The following is a 12,191-nucleotide window of genomic DNA, read 5'->3' on the forward strand; positions in this document are numbered from 1 at the left end:
CGTGGAGAGTCCCCCTCACCCGGTGCTTCGCGCCGACCTCTCCCCGCAAGCGGGGCGAGGTGACATCACTCCCAGCTTGTGCAAGCGGCTCATGTCCCAAACCGATCTAGAAATCGTCGTCGACGATCCGACCGCGCCTGACGACAACTCGCCCTCCGTCACGCGCACCGGCACGGTCGAAATCATCGCCTGCCTGCTGCTGCTCGCGCTCGCTGCCATCCTGGGCTACGACAATTGGCGCAGCGGCGCGTCCTGGGATTCGACCGGGCCCGAGCCCGGCTATTTCCCGTTCTATCTGTCCATCGTGCTGGGCGGCGCCAGCCTCTACGGCCTGAGCGCCGCGCTTCTTGCGCGCCGCACACGATCCGAAACTTTCGTCACGCGCGCGCAGGCCCGCCGCGTGATGGCCGTGTTCGTGCCGACGCTGCTGTTCTGCCTGGTGACGCAGTTCCTCGGCCTCTACGTCGCGAGCTTCCTGCTGATCGCGGGCTTCATGCGGGCGATCGGCAAGATCGCGCTGTGGAAATCGCTGCTGACCGCCTTCCTGTTCACGGCGATCATGTTCGTCACCTTCGACATCGCCTTCGACGTCATCATGCCGAAAGGGCCGCTCGAAGCGGCCTTCGGCCACTAGGGCGAATGCGATGGAAGCTTTCGGTCTCCTGCTCCACGGCTTCGCCGTCCTGCTGACGTGGAAGACGCTCGCGCTGATGATGGTCGGGCTCGTGCTCGGCATCTTCGTCGGCGTCCTTCCGGGCCTCGGCGGTCCCAACGGGGTCGCGATCCTGCTGCCGCTCACGTTCACGATGGATCCGACCTCGGCGATCGTGATGCTGTCGTGCATCTACTGGGGCGCGCTGTTCGGCGGTGCGATCACCTCGATCCTGTTCAACATCCCCGGTGAGGCCTGGTCGGTCGCGACCACCTTCGACGGCTATCCGATGGCGCAGCAGGGCAGGGCGGCCGAGGCGCTGACGGCAGCGTTCACGTCCTCTTTCATCGGCTCGCTCGTTGCGGTGCTGCTGATCACGTTTCTCGCCCCGATGATCTCGTCCTTTGCGCTGAAGTTCGGTCCGCCCGAGTTCTTCGCGGTTTACCTCCTGACCTTCTGCTCCTTCGTCGGATTGGGGCGCGAGGCCAGGCACAAGACGGTCATCTCGATGTCGCTTGGCCTGCTGCTGGCCGGCGTCGGCATGGACACGGTGTCGGGCCAGCTGCGCATGACCTTCGGCTCGTCCGAGCTCTTGCGCGGTATCAATTTCCTCGTCGCCGTGATCGGCCTGTTCGGCATCAGCGAGATCCTGCTGACGATGGAGGAGCGCCTCGCACTGCGCGGGCACGCGGCGAGCATTTCGCTGCGTGTCGTGCTGGGCGTGTGGAAGGACTTGCCGAAATATTGGGTGACGCTGTTGCGTTCGTCCTTCATCGGCTGCTGGCTCGGCATCACGCCGGGCGGCGCGATCGCGGCGTCCTTCATGGGCTATAACCTCGCCAAACGCTTCGCCAAAGATCCCGAGACCTTCGGCAAGGGCCGCATCGAAGGCGTGTTCGCGCCGGAAACGGCGGCGCATGCCTCCGGCACCGCGGCGCTGCTGCCGATGCTGGCGCTCGGCATTCCCGGCTCCGGCACCGCCGCGATCCTGCTCGGCGGGCTGATGGTGTGGGGTCTCAATCCCGGCCCGCTGCTGTTCGTCGAGCACAAGGATTTCGTCTGGGGCCTGATCGCCTCGATGTATCTCGGCAATGTCGTCGGCCTCGTCCTGGTGCTGACGACTGTGCCGATCTTCGCCTCGATCCTGCGCGTGCCGTTCGCAGCGGTCGCGCCGATGATCGTGGTGTCCTGCGCGATCGGCGCCTATGCGATCCAGAATGCGATGTTCGACATCTGGCTGATGCTCGGCTTCGGTGTCGTCGGTTACGTCTTCAAGAAGATCGGCATTCCGCTCGCGCCGTTTACGCTCGCGCTCGTGCTTGGCAATCGCGCCGAGGACGCCTTCCGCCTGTCGATGATCGGCTCGGGCGGCGACCTCAAGGTGTTCTGGTCGAACGGCCTGGTCGGCTCGATCACGACGCTGGCGATCGTGCTGCTGTTCTGGCCGGCGATTGACGGGCTGCTCGGGCGCCTCGGCTGGACGCAACGGACTGGGGCGACAGCGCGGTAGGCCGCAAGAAAATATCGTTTGATATCAATGGCCTGACGAATCGGCTGTGTTCCGTTCCGCAACACCCCTCGGTTCGATTGTTTCCGGTTGTTGCCGTAGCGGCACAGCATTTGGGCAGGCGGCGGCGTATATCTTGATCACGAGATTGTGCGGAGGGGATTCCATGAAGCGGATCGTGATGGGAATGGCAGCGGCGATGTCGCTGTTCGCATCGGGCGCACTGGCTGCAGACCTGGCGGCAAAGCCCTACGTCAAGGCACCGGTCATGGTCGATCCGGTCTGGAGCTGGACCGGTTTCTATATCGGCGCCAATGGCGGTTATAGCTGGGGTCGCTCGCGCAGCGACGTCACCTACACCAACACCGCAACGGGCGCGATCATCGTGCCGCCCGCCGGCTCTATCACCAGCGCTTCATTCGACATGAACGGCGCCGTTGCCGGCGGCCAGGCCGGTTACAACTGGCAGAGCGCGAACTGGGTGTTCGGCGTCGAGGGTGACCTGAACTGGTCGGACGAGAAGGGCCGCGCCATCTTCAGCTGCGCCGGCGTCGCGCCGGCCGGCGGTCCGTGTCTTCCCGGCCTGACCTTCCTGCCGGCCGGCGGCCTCGCCGGTACCACGCTGACGATCGACCAGAAGCTGCAATGGTTCGGCACGCTCCGTGGCCGCGTCGGCATTCTGGCGACCCCCAAGGTGCTGTTCTACGGCACCGGCGGCCTGGCCTTTGGCGAGATCAAGACCACCGGCACCATGACCGGCTTCAACCCCGGCGGCGTCGCGCTCGCCTCGGTTGGCTCGACCTCGACGACGCGCGCCGGCTGGACCGTGGGCGTGGGTATCGAAGGCAAGATCACGCAGAACTGGAGCGCCAAGCTCGAATATCTCTACATGGATCTCGGACGCTTCGACTCCGGTCCGTTCACGCTTGCGCCGGCGGGGTCGACCATTGCCACCAACGTGTCGTCGCGCTTCACCGACAACATCCTGCGCGCCGGCATCAACTATGAGTTCGGCGGCCCGGTGGTCGCGAAATACTGACATCAACACAGGCGTTCCACGAGAAGCAAAGCCCGGCTCGCGCCGGGCTTTGTCGTGAGTAGCTTCGCGCTTACCGCCTACACCACCTTGGCGTCCCTGAGCCTTGCGATCTCGTCGGCGGCGAAGCCGAACTCCTTCAACACCTCGTCGGTCTGCTCGCCGAACTCAGGCGGGCGCGCCACCATCCTGCTCGGCGTGCGCGACAGCGTCACGGGCTGGCCGACCAGGCGGATATGGCGGCCCTCGTCGTTGGGCACATCCTGCGCGATGCCGAGGTGCTTGACCTGGTGGTCGTCGAACATCTGGTCGATGGCGTAGATCGGACCGCACGGCACGCCGGCCTCGTTGAGCTCGCGCACCCAGGTCTCCGTCGACTTCGTGACGGTGCGCTTCTCGATCTCGGCGTTGAGCGCGTCGCGGTTCTTCGAGCGGGCCGGGGCCGTCGCATAATCGGGATGATCGTAGAGCTCCGGCGCGCCGATGGCCTGCGCGCAGCGCTCCCAGATTCGTCCGCCCGTCGTGGCGATGTTGATGTAGCCGTCGGAGGTCCTGAACACGCCGGTCGGGATGCTGGTCGGATGGTTGTTGCCGGCCTGCTTGGCGACCTCTTTCTCCATCAGCCAGCGCGCGGCCTGGAAGTCGAGCATGAAGATCTGGGCTTGCAGCAGCGACGTCTGCACCCACTGGCCCTTGCCCGAAACCTCGCGCTCGAGCAGCGCGGTGAGGATGCCCATGGCGCAGAACAGGCCGGCGGTGAGGTCGGCGACGGGAATGCCGACCCGCATCGGCCCTCCGCCAGGCGCACCCGTGATCGACATCAACCCGCCCATGCCCTGCGCGATCTGATCGAAGCCGGGCCGCTTGTGATAGGGGCCGTCCTGACCGAAGCCGGAGATGCTGCCATAGACGATGCGCGGGTTGATCGCGGCGAGGCTCTCATAGTCGATGCCGAGCTTCTTCTTCACGTCGGGGCGGAAATTCTCGACCACGACGTCGGCCTTGGCGGCGAGGCGCTTGAACACGGCGAGCCCGCGCTCGTCTTTCAGGTTCAGCGTCATTGCCCGCTTGTTGCGGTGCAAATTCTGGAAGTCGGAGCCTCGACGCGGCCCGCCCGGCTGCTCGCCGCCGGAATCCTCGGTCAGCGCATCGATCTTGATCACCGTGGCGCCCCAGTCCGCGAGTTGCCGCACGCAGGTGGGCCCGGACCGGACGCGGGTCAGATCGAGCACAGTGAAGCGCGACAGGGCTTCCGAGGCGTGCGGAAAGGGCATCTTTGATGGCTCCGGGAACAGATTGCGGACCTACCATAGTGCCGAAAGATCATGCGGCAAGCGTCGACCGGCGCAGCAGCCATGCGCCGATCCCGCCAGCCGTAGCTCGTACGCAGGGCGACGGTTGCCGGCAGCTCACCAGCTGTACTTGAACACGCCCTTGCCGGAATAGCTGGTGACGTTGCCGGAGAACTCGCCGTCGAAGGTGCCGGCGACCGAGAAGCCGTTCAGCCATTTCATCTCGGCGCTGGCGCTGACAAGCGCGGAATCCGCGTCGACCCTGGCGCCGTTCACGACGAAGCTGGTGCCGGGCAAGGTCTGGAATAGCGCGGTGACGGCGCGGCTCGGATCATAGTCGTGCGCCCAGGCGGCGCGGCCGCGCAAGGTCAGCACGCCGTTCTGCATCGCGTAGGACTTGTCGGTGCGCAGACCGAGCTCGGAGCGGGTGTCGGTCAGCGAGCGCGCGGCATAGTTCAGCGCGAACAGGCCGCCGCTGATGAGGCTGACTTCGGAATAGTTCGGCAGGTTGAAGTTCGTCACCTGTGCGGCCGCATAGGGCGTGATGCCGATCAGCGGTGTCGTGAAGCGATAACCGCCCTCGAAGCGGGCCGAGAAGGTGTCGGCCTTGAAGCGGCCCTGCAGCTGGTCGAAGCCGCCAGCCGCCACGGTGCGGTTGGTGGTGACATCGTGCCAGCCATAGGCGAGCGCCGCGGCGATGTAGGCGGGACCGAAATTGTGCCGGCCGTAGACGCCGGCCTGGAACATGTCCGCGGAGCCCGCGCCAATCCCGTTGGCAAGCGAGTAATTCAGCCCGCCGCCGCCGAGCGAGAAGCCGACCAGCGTATCCATCGACATCCTGTAGTCGGCGCCGGCAGCGCCGCCCCAGACCCGTGCCGTCAGGTCTTGCGAGCCGACGACAGCATTGCCGCCGACCTGCGCCGAGCCGCCATAGCCGGCTGTCCAGACGCTCCAGCGATTGATCGGCTGCGACGACAGCAGCGGCGCCTTGGTGGCCATTGCAAAGGCCTCGCGCTCGCGCGGGGTGGCCAGGCGCATCGACGCATAAGCATCCGTGTCATCACTGTCGGCGAATTGCGCGATGCTGCCCGCCTTGGTGAAACCGCTCGAGCGGCCGGCGATGGTCGGATCGAGCATCAAATTGAGGAACTGGCCGTCGGCATTGATGGCGGACTGGATGATGCCGGTGCCGAGCTCGCCCGAGGCCGCGGTCAGCCCCGCGGGCGTCAGCCCGGCAAAGGCCGCGGGAATGCCGCCGGTGGTGTTGAAGAAATTGGTCAGCGTGCTCGCGACGTTCTGCTGGTTGACGTTGAGGCCGCCACCGCTCGGCGTGAAGTTGACGCCGATATTGAGGAAGACGTTGTTGGCGGCGTCATAGCTCAGCGTCGCATTGATCGTCGGCATGTTGGAGACGACGGCGGGGTTGAAGGTGGTGCCGCCGAGGCCGCCGGTCGCGTGCAGGATCTTGTACTGTTTCTGGACCGTCCCTGAGATGAAGTTCGCGTGCACCGTCGCACTGCCGAGGTTGGCAGCGCCGGTGACGTTGGCGAGGCTCGCAGCGCTCGAGGAGATCTGGACGAGATAGGTCGAGGCGGCGGTGAAGCTCAGGGCCCCGTTGATCGCCAGCGTGCCGACCGCGCCCGGATTGCCCGGTGCGAGCGTGCCGCCGGTGACCGCGACACTGCCGACGGCGCCCGTGCCGGCGAGCGTGCCGCCGGCATTGACGGTGGAGGCACTGACGATCGAGCCGTTCACGACCAGCGTGCCGCCGTTCACGGTGGTGGCGCCGGTATAGGTGTTGGCGCCGGTCAGGGTTTCCGTCCCGCCGGCCATCGTGAGGCCGCCGCCGGCGCCGCCATCCTGGATGACGCCGGCGAAGGTGCCGTTGCCGCGCGTGATGGTCAGCGTGTTGGCGCCGAGATTGACATTGCCTGCACCCGACAGGGATTTGATCGAGGTGCCGGCGGCGAGGACCGAGATGTCGAAGAGGCCGTTGGTGATGACATTGCTCGAGGTCGCAATGCTGCCGTCACTGCCGCCATTGGTGAGGTCCAGCTCGCCACCGGCCGCGATGGTCGTGGTGCCGGTATAGGTGTTCACGCCGTAGAGCTGTTGCGTGGCGCCGTTGGCGATGACGAGGTTGCCACCAACGCCACCGGCAATGCCGCCATCCTGGATCACGCCGCCGTACAAGCTGCCGCTTGTGATCGTCAGCGTCTTGGACCCCAGCGAAACGAAGCTGCCGCCAGTGGCGGAGACCAGAGCGTTCACCGTCGCGCCGGAGGTCGTTTGCGAAATGTCGAATGTACCGCCTCCGCCAGGCGTAAACGTGACGCTGGCCGAGCTCGCAATCGATCCGCCACCCTTCAGCGCCAGCGTGGCGCCGGCGTCTATCTGGGTCGCATTGGAGTAGGTATTCACACCCGAGAGCGTTTGCGTTCCGCCGCCGACCTCGAGGCCGCCGCTGCCCTGGATCACGCCGGCGAACTCGGTCGAGCCGCTGGTGACGAACAGCCCTTTGGTGCCCATGTTGACGATGCCGCTCGAACTGCCGGCCAGGGTCGTGATCGCAGCGAATGACGGGGTCATTGCCGAGATGTCGAACGTCGCATTCACCGTGACGACGCTGGAGGAAGCGATGCTGCCGGTACCCGACAGCGCCAGCGTTCCGGCCGAGATCGTTGTCGCGCCCGAATAAGTATTGGCGCCCGTCAGCGTCAGCGTGCCGGTGCCGACCTTGGTCAGTGCGCCGCCGGTGCCCGATATCACGCCGTCGACCTGGGTCGCGGTGTTGAGGCTGCCGGTGGTCAGCGAGACGGCGCCGAGCGCGTAATTGCCCGCGCCTTCGATCGAGCCAGCGGTCGTGCCACCGCTGGTCAGGCCGGAAAAGTCGACCGTGCCGCCGAGCGCGGTGATGAAGCGCGCACTGCCGCCGCTGCTGGTGCCGGTGAAGTTCGTGGTGCCGCCGTTGCTGGTTGTGATGGTGGAGCTGCCGGCGGTGGCCGAGTTGGCGAAGTTCAGCGTGCCGCTGTTGGAGATCGCCGCGGTGCCGGCGGTCGACGTGGTGTTGAAGGTCACGAAGCCGGTCGCGTTGTTCGTGATGTTCGAGCCGCCAGCCGAGCTGGAATCGTTGAAATTGATCACCGCGGTGTTGACGATCGTCGCAGTGCCTGCCGTGCTGTTGTTGTTGAACTCGATATCGCCGCTGCTGGTGATGTGCGCCGTGCCGGCGGTCGAGCTGTTGTTGAAGCTCATCGAGCCGCCGACGACGCTGTACGTCACGAAATTGCTGCCGCCGCTCGCGCTGCTCGCATTGGTGAACACCATGGGCGCGCCGACGGTGAATGTCTGCGTGTGGGTCGAATTGTTGAAAATGCCGGCGCCGTTGACCACGAAGAAGTCGCCGGTGGCGATGCTATAGGCCGGCGCGTTGGGTGTGCTGCCGAAGATCACCTGGCCGATATTGACGAGGCCGCTGGCGGTGACGCTGGTCGGGCCTGTGGTCGAGAACGTCGCAATGCCATCAGGCACGCTCGGCGTCGAGCTCCAGTTGGTGCCGTCAGTCCATTCGCCGGACGAGGCGCCGGTCCAGGTGCCGTCGGCGGCGTGCGCGGCGGCGACGCCAAGCGCCGTGGTCGCGAGCAGGGTCGCCAGCGCGTGCCCGAAGAGGGAGCGCAGCCGGTCGTCCTTCCTTCCACGCGCGATCTTCGATCCAGCCATCGGCCCTTCACAAATCGCCCAAGCAAATCGCCCAAGCAAATCGTCCAAGTAAATCGCCCAAGCATCATTCGAGCGGGCAGGGGTATGCCCTTCCTCCATGATCTCATGCCATTGCATCAGGTGTCAGTGAACAGCGGTCAATCTGCGCTGGTTCGTGCCCGTTTCCTTTGCAATTTCAGCGGTCGTTGCCATTGGGCAACATCCTTACGCTTTGCAACACGCGGGGCGGGCATCGGAGGGCTGAGCAGATCCGTGAGCCGGTTGAAGGCAAGGCCCATCGGGTCTAGTTTTGGGGGCGCCTGCCGCGCGCTGGCGCGGCAGGTCGCGAAGGAACCTGGATGTCCGTCTGGCTGAAACCGACCCGATTGGCCGTGCTTTGCGCGGCGATTGGCCTTGCCCAGGCGATGGCGGCGACCTCGTCGCTCGTCGACATCCTGTCCGACGACATGGCTGGCCGTTCCGCCGCGAGCGCCGATGCCGGCACGGTGAATCCGACTGCCCGGCCCGCGCCGACTGCAAGCAGGCCGGCCTCCCGCGGCAATCCGCTGTGGTCGGTGCCGCTGGCGGCGCTAACGGCGACCCAGGAACGTCCGATCTTCTCGGCCACGCGCCGGCCGCCGCCGCGCGCGGTCGCTGCCGCCCCGGTCGTTGAGGTTCGCGCGCCGCCGCCAAAACCGGTCGAGCCGCCGCCGCTGATTCTGGTTGGGGCCGTCGTCGGCGAGGGCGATGCTATCGCGATCCTCGTCAGCCGCTCCGACCAGAAGGTCCTTCGCATGCGACCGGGCGAAACCCTCGGCGGCTGGTCGCTGAGCTCGGTGCAGCCGCGCGAAGTGACGTTCAAGCGGGGCGATCGCAGCGAGGTGCTGGCGCTGCAGCGACCGGGCGCAACCAGTGCGCCGGCGGGATTGCCCGTACCTGCGGACGGCGGAGGCAAGCTGACGATGCCGACCGCGGCCAGCACGTCGTTCGCGCCCTTCGTGCCGCGCGCGACACCGAAGAACGGCGAATCAGACGGGCTCTGAGTGCCGCGTCAGCTGGCGCAGTGTGGGACGAAGCCGGACATTGTCGCTCCCGGCAGAAAAGATCTCAACGGGACAGGCGTTTCAGCTCCGCCCGCGCCTTCTCGGCCAGCGGATCGTCGCCGTGGCGAGCGATGAAGAGCTCGAACGCTTCCGCCGTGCCCTTTTGCCGGGCGAGCTCGTACTCCTCGGCGACTGCGGCCGAAGGGGCGCGGGCTGGTGGAACCGAGGGCGCACGCCCCGCCTTGCCGCCATCATCGGCGCCAGCTTTTCCGACCATGACAGACAATCCTCCAAGGGGCTGATGATCCGGCCTTGAGAGCGCCATGAGGGCGCAGACCAAGCCGACCGGGAGCAGATGTAGCTTCATGATTTCCATTGCAAATCAGGACGGGCGGAAGGAACCTGCATCGTCCTTTCGGGCCGTATGAATACGGGATTTGATGTTTAACACGGCGTTACGAAAGAAGTTGGGTTGCTTCGCCAAACTTAAACCAAACGTCTAACTCTCTAGGTAGAATCGCGCCTGTCCGCACTCGGATTCGAGCGGGGCATACTGCTTTGGAGAATTCTGATGGCGACCGCTGTCAACGTTAACGCGACGAACAACGCAGACATCGATGGCATGCTGGCGGGTACAGCCTGGTCCGGCACGATCAGCTATAGCTTTCCGACGCTTGCCAGCACCTATGGCGCGTACACCGGCGGTAACGGCGAACCGACCACGTCCGGCTTTTCGGCTGCGCCGACCCAGATGCAGGCGGCCATCAATTACGCCATCGCGCTGATCAAGAGCTACACCAACGCCAGCATCACTTATAGCGGCTCAAGCTACGCCGACATCATGGTCGCGCAGTCGCCGGCGGCCAACCCGACCTCCTACGCCTACTACCCCGGCAACTACGCGGCCGGTGGCGACGTCTGGTTCGGCACGGCGTACGACTACACCCAGGCGCAACTCGGCAATTACTATTTCACAACGGCGCTGCACGAACTCGGCCATGCCTTCGGCCTCAAGCACAGCCAGGAGACGGGTGGCGTCGCCAACGTCGCGGTGCCGGCCGCGCATGATGACAGCGAATACACCGTCATGAGCTATCGCAGTTACGTCGGCGGTCCGCTCACCGGCTACACCAACGAGGCCTACGGATATCCGCAGACCTACATGGCCAACGATATCCTCGCGCTGCAGACGCTGTATGGCGCGAACTACAACACCCAGAGCGGCAACACCGTCTACACCTGGAACCCGACGACGGGGCAGGAGTTCATCAACGGCGTCGGTCAGCTCGCGCCGGGCGGCGGCGCCGGCGGCTCGGCCAACCGCATCTTTGAGACGATCTGGGACGGCGGCGGCGTCAATACCTACGATCTGTCGAACTACACGACCAACCTGTCCATCGATCTCAACCCCGGCGCGTCCTCGCTGTTCTCAAGCACGCAGCTGGCCTATCTCGGCAACGGTCATTATGCGTCCGGCAACGTCTATAACGCCTATCTCTACAATGGCGACACGCGCTCGCTGATCGACAACGCAACCGGCGGGTCCGGCAACGACATCATCATCGGCAATGCCGTTGCCAACGTGCTGAAGGGCGGTGCCGGCAACGACACGATCACCGGCGGTGGCGGCAACGACACCATCGATGGCGGTCCGGGCATCGATACCGTCGTCTATTCAGGCAACAGGGCAGACTACCTCGTCACCTACAATGCGAATTCAGCGACGTGGACCGTCGCCGATCAGCGTAGCGGCTCCCCCGATGGCACCGACACCGTCACGGCGGTAGAAAATTTCAAATTTGCCGATGGCATTATCGACAGTACCGTTGTCGCACAGCCCCCTCTGCCTGATTTGACCGCGTCGTTCGACAGCGTCAGCAGCACGACGATTGCGCCGGGCGGGAGCACGAGCGTCGACTTCTGGGTGGTGAATTTTGGCAAGGCTCCCGCTGCCGCCTCGATCTCGGGCCTTTATCTGTCGACCGACGCGACGATCACGACTGGAGATACGCTGCTAACGACGGTGGCCTCGCCAGGGCTGTCGGCGAACGGGACGACCGGCTATTACGACCACCAGACTGTCTCGCTGGCGCTTCCCGCCAATCTGGCCCCCGGCACGTATTACATCGGCGGAATCGCCGACTACAATAATGCGATTTCAGAGAGCAACGAGGCCAACAACAATCACGATGCTACGCGGATCACGGTGACAGCGCCGGCAGCGCCGGCCAAGCCTGATTTGACAGCGTCGTTCGACAGTGTGAGCAGCACGACGATTGCGGCGGGCGGGAGCACGAGCGTCGACTTCTGGGTGGTGAATTTTGGCAAGGCTGCCGCTGCCGCCTCGATCTCGGGCCTCTATCTGTCGACCGACGCGACGATCACGACTGGAGATACGCTGCTAACGACAGTGGCCTCGCCAGGGCTGTCGGCGAACGGGGCCCCCGGTTATTACGATCACCAGACTGTCTCGCTGGCGCTTCCCGCCAATCTGTCCCCCGGCACGTATTACATCGGCGGACTCGCCGACTACAATAATGCGATTTCGGAGAGCAACGAGGCCAACAACAATCACGATGTCACGCAGATCACGGTGACGGCGCCGGCAGCGCCGGCCAAGCCTGATTTGACCGCATCGTTCGACAGCGTCAGCAGCACGACGATTGCGCCGGGCGGGAGCACCAACGTCGACTTCTGGGTGGTGAATTTTGGCAAGGCTGCCGCTGCCGCCTCGATCTCGGGCCTCTATCTGTCGACCGACGCGACGATCACGACTGGAGATACGCTGCTAACGACAGTGGCCTCGCCAGGGCTGTCGGCGAACGGGGCCCCCGGTTATTACGATCACCAGACTGTCTCGCTGGCGCTTCCCGCCAATCTGTCCCCCGGCACGTATTACATCGGCGGACTCGCCGACTACAATAATGCGATTTCGGAGAGCAACGAGGCCAACAACAATCAC

At 65.0% G+C, this 12,191-nt stretch carries 8 protein-coding genes; 5 read left to right on the top strand and 3 right to left on the bottom strand.

Annotated features, from left to right (window positions below; all coding sequences use genetic code 11):
- The first annotated feature begins 91 nt into the window (after positions 1–91).
- The 3 genes from JQ621_RS14575 to JQ621_RS14585 all read left to right on the top strand — a co-directional run bounded on the left by JQ621_RS14575 (position 92) and on the right by JQ621_RS14585 (position 3,198).
- Positions 92–634: a tripartite tricarboxylate transporter TctB family protein gene (locus JQ621_RS14575; protein ID WP_212235385.1), complete on the top strand. Its 543-nt coding sequence runs from the start codon at positions 92–94 to the stop codon at positions 632–634.
- Positions 635–644: 10 nt separating this feature from the next.
- On the top strand, positions 645–2,162 hold the full coding sequence (locus JQ621_RS14580) for a tripartite tricarboxylate transporter permease (RefSeq protein ID WP_212235386.1): 1,518 nt from the start codon (positions 645–647) through the stop codon (positions 2,160–2,162).
- Between the two features lie 163 nt (positions 2,163–2,325).
- A complete protein-coding gene (locus JQ621_RS14585; RefSeq protein WP_212235387.1) occupies positions 2,326–3,198 on the top strand; it encodes an outer membrane protein in 873 nt (290 codons plus the stop codon).
- A 77-nt stretch (positions 3,199–3,275) separates the two neighbouring features.
- Here the strand turns inward: JQ621_RS14585 and JQ621_RS14590 are convergent, their stop codons facing one another.
- Both JQ621_RS14590 and JQ621_RS14595 read right to left on the bottom strand, forming a co-directional pair.
- Positions 3,276–4,469 carry a CaiB/BaiF CoA transferase family protein gene (locus tag JQ621_RS14590; RefSeq protein ID WP_212235388.1) on the bottom strand — a complete coding sequence of 398 codons (1,194 nt, stop codon included), beginning with the start codon at positions 4,467–4,469 and terminating at the stop codon, positions 3,276–3,278.
- A 135-nt stretch (positions 4,470–4,604) separates the two neighbouring features.
- Complete coding sequence (locus tag JQ621_RS14595; protein ID WP_249125272.1) at positions 4,605–8,207, bottom strand: autotransporter domain-containing protein; 3,603 nt, start codon at positions 8,205–8,207, stop codon at positions 4,605–4,607.
- Between the two features lie 338 nt (positions 8,208–8,545).
- On the opposite strand from JQ621_RS14595, the gene JQ621_RS14600 reads away from it, so the two are divergent.
- Positions 8,546–9,229: a hypothetical protein gene (locus tag JQ621_RS14600; RefSeq protein ID WP_212235389.1), complete on the top strand. Its 684-nt coding sequence runs from the start codon at positions 8,546–8,548 to the stop codon at positions 9,227–9,229.
- A gap of 64 nt (positions 9,230–9,293) precedes the next feature.
- On the opposite strand, the gene JQ621_RS14605 is transcribed toward JQ621_RS14600, so the two are convergent.
- Positions 9,294–9,506: a hypothetical protein gene (locus tag JQ621_RS14605; RefSeq protein WP_312015419.1), complete on the bottom strand. Its 213-nt coding sequence runs from the start codon at positions 9,504–9,506 to the stop codon at positions 9,294–9,296.
- 294 nt (positions 9,507–9,800) lie between these two features.
- Between JQ621_RS14605 and JQ621_RS14610 the strand changes: the two genes are divergently transcribed.
- A partial coding sequence (locus tag JQ621_RS14610) for a CARDB domain-containing protein (protein ID WP_212235390.1) occupies positions 9,801–12,191 on the top strand: 2,391 nt, incomplete at its 3' end.

The sequence above is a fragment of the Bradyrhizobium manausense genome (assembly GCF_018129685.1).
Taxonomy (GTDB): Bacteria; Pseudomonadota; Alphaproteobacteria; order Rhizobiales; family Xanthobacteraceae; genus Bradyrhizobium; species Bradyrhizobium manausense_D.

What these genes read in the sequence shown, in the direction of transcription:
- JQ621_RS14580 (WP_212235386.1), top strand. Translation starts at nt 645, where the DNA reads ATGGAAGCTTTCGGTCTCCTGCTCCACGGCTTCGCCGTCCTGCTGACG.
- JQ621_RS14575 (WP_212235385.1), top strand. Translation starts at nt 92, where the DNA reads ATGTCCCAAACCGATCTAGAAATCGTCGTCGACGATCCGACCGCGCCT.
- JQ621_RS14590 (WP_212235388.1), bottom strand. Translation starts at nt 4,469, where the DNA reads ATGCCCTTTCCGCACGCCTCGGAAGCCCTGTCGCGCTTCACTGTGCTC.
- JQ621_RS14585 (WP_212235387.1), top strand. Translation starts at nt 2,326, where the DNA reads ATGAAGCGGATCGTGATGGGAATGGCAGCGGCGATGTCGCTGTTCGCA.
- JQ621_RS14595 (WP_249125272.1), bottom strand. Translation starts at nt 8,207, where the DNA reads ATGGCTGGATCGAAGATCGCGCGTGGAAGGAAGGACGACCGGCTGCGC.
- JQ621_RS14605 (WP_312015419.1), bottom strand. Translation starts at nt 9,506, where the DNA reads ATGGTCGGAAAAGCTGGCGCCGATGATGGCGGCAAGGCGGGGCGTGCG.
- JQ621_RS14600 (WP_212235389.1), top strand. Translation starts at nt 8,546, where the DNA reads ATGTCCGTCTGGCTGAAACCGACCCGATTGGCCGTGCTTTGCGCGGCG.